Raw genomic sequence first — 1,788 nt, forward strand, 5'->3', positions numbered from 1 at the left:
CGCGGGCGACCCCGATGCCGCCGCCGCCGCGATGCAGGCGCTGGTCGACCTCGCCCTCGACGACACGCGCGCCGCGATCGAGGCACGCGACGACCCGCAGGCGTCACGGATGGCGCGCCCGGAGGGATTCGAACCCCCGACCAAGGAGGTAGAAGCTCCTTGCTCTATCCAACTGAGCTACGGGCGCCCGCATGCGCGATAGCGTGGATTGCAGGGCGCGGGAACCGCGATAGTCTGGCGCAATGAGCGGGGCGGAGAAGGAGCGGCCGGTCGCGGTCGAGGCGGGGGCGACGGCGGGACGGCCGCTGCGCTATTTCGATTTCGTGATGGCGGCGTTCGTCACGATCCTGCTGCTGTCGAACCTGATCGGCGCGGGCAAGAGATCGGTGATCGACCTGCCGTTGGTCGGCCCATGGCCGTTCGGCGCGGGCATCCTGTTCTTCCCTTTGTCCTACGTGATCGGCGACGTGCTGACCGAAGTCTATGGCTATGGCCGCGCGCGGCGCTGCGTCTGGGCGGGGTTCGCGGCGTTGCTGTTCATGGTGGGCATGAGCATGGTGGTGGTGGCGCTGCCGCCCGATGTCGGCTGGACCGGGCAGGCCGCGTACGAGGCGGTGTTCGGGCAGGCGCCGCGCATCGCCGCCGCCTCGCTCGTGGCCTTCTGGGCGGGCGAGCTCGCCAACAGCGTCGTGCTCGCGCGGATGAAGGTGCTGACGCGGGGGCGCTGGCTGTGGACGCGCACGATCGGATCGACCGTGGTGGGGCAGGGGGTCGACAGCCTGATCTTCTACCCGCTCGCCTTCTTGGGCGCGGCCGGCTGGACCGGCGGGCAGGTGCTGACGGTGCTGGCGACGCAATGGGTGCTGAAGGTCGGCTGGGAAGTGATCCTGACCCCGCTGACCTATGCGGTGATCGGCTTCCTCAAGCGCCGGGAGGGGATCGACGTGTTCGACGCGCACACCGACTTCTCTCCCTTCCGAACGCAGCTTTGATCGCCGCCAAAGTTTACGAAAGTTTACACCAAGATTGGCCGGGTGCGGGGGGGTGTCAGCGGTAGCGATACGATCCCGACATCAACTGACTATCATAATGTACACGATATGTTCCATTTTGTCAACCTGGTCGGCGCCGACGAGTAGCGTCGTGACGATGCACGCTCTGAGCGGACACTTAAAGGTGAAGGCCCAAGAACGAAGCCCCGGGCACGGGATTGAACGAGACAGGGTCAGCCGCAACGAAGCCGAGGTCCGCATAGAGCTGGCGGGCGGCAAGGAACCTCGCCTGCACATCAAGCCGCATCTCGCGATAGCCCGCCGCCCGAGCTTCCGCGATCAGCCGCTCCGCCAGTTCGCGGCCAAGGTGTTCACCGCGTGCATTCGGGCGGACATATAACCGTTTCATCTCGCATATGGCAGGCGTGACCTGGCGCATCGCCACGCACCCCACGGCCACGCCCCCCGTCTCCGTAAGGAGAACGCAGCCCTTGGGAGCGGCATATTTCTCGGTTAAGGTGGCAAACTCGACTTCGTTGTTTTGATAATCGAGATTGACCGGAGAGTTCGCTACGAACTCCCGCCAGATGCCGAGGACCGCCGCGCTGTCGGCAGGAAATTCCGCCCGCCTGATGATCGCCATATCCGATCCGACCTATTCCGGTTGCCACTCGTTCGGCTTAGTATATAACGCGATATATATCAAGCAATGAGAATGCGATGAGCGATGTTATCCGCGAGATGGGCGCGGGCTTCCTGGGAAGTCGGCTCAAACGGTTGGGGGAGCGGATGCAAG

General features: G+C 64.7%; 2 protein-coding genes and 1 tRNA gene. 1 reads left to right on the forward strand and 2 read right to left on the reverse strand.

Translation table 11 applies throughout. The features are described 5' to 3' along the window. Positions 1-110: 110 nt before the first annotated feature. Positions 111-187 (reverse strand) — tRNA-Arg (locus tag ACOJSF_RS00115). 55 nt (positions 188-242) lie between these two features. Between ACOJSF_RS00115 and ACOJSF_RS00120 the strand changes: the two genes are divergently transcribed. Then, positions 243-992 carry a queuosine precursor transporter gene (locus tag ACOJSF_RS00120; RefSeq protein WP_420140214.1) on the forward strand — a complete coding sequence of 250 codons (750 nt, stop codon included), beginning with the start codon at positions 243-245 and terminating at the stop codon, positions 990-992. A gap of 178 nt (positions 993-1,170) precedes the next feature. Here ACOJSF_RS00120 and ACOJSF_RS00125 read toward each other — a convergent pair whose 3' ends face one another. Beyond that, a complete protein-coding gene (locus tag ACOJSF_RS00125; protein ID WP_420140215.1) occupies positions 1,171-1,635 on the reverse strand; it encodes a GNAT family N-acetyltransferase in 465 nt (154 codons plus the stop codon). Positions 1,636-1,788: the final 153 nt, after the last annotated feature.

The sequence above is a fragment of the Sphingomonas sp. genome, from assembly GCF_048594985.1.
Classification (GTDB): Bacteria; Pseudomonadota; Alphaproteobacteria; order Sphingomonadales; family Sphingomonadaceae; genus Sphingomonas_I.

Bases quoted from the DNA above. Each gene is read 5' to 3' on its own strand.
- ACOJSF_RS00120 (WP_420140214.1), top strand. From the start codon at position 243: ATGAGCGGGGCGGAGAAGGAGCGGCCGGTCGCGGTCGAGGCGGGGGCG.
- ACOJSF_RS00125 (WP_420140215.1), bottom strand. From the start codon at position 1,635: ATGGCGATCATCAGGCGGGCGGAATTTCCTGCCGACAGCGCGGCGGTC.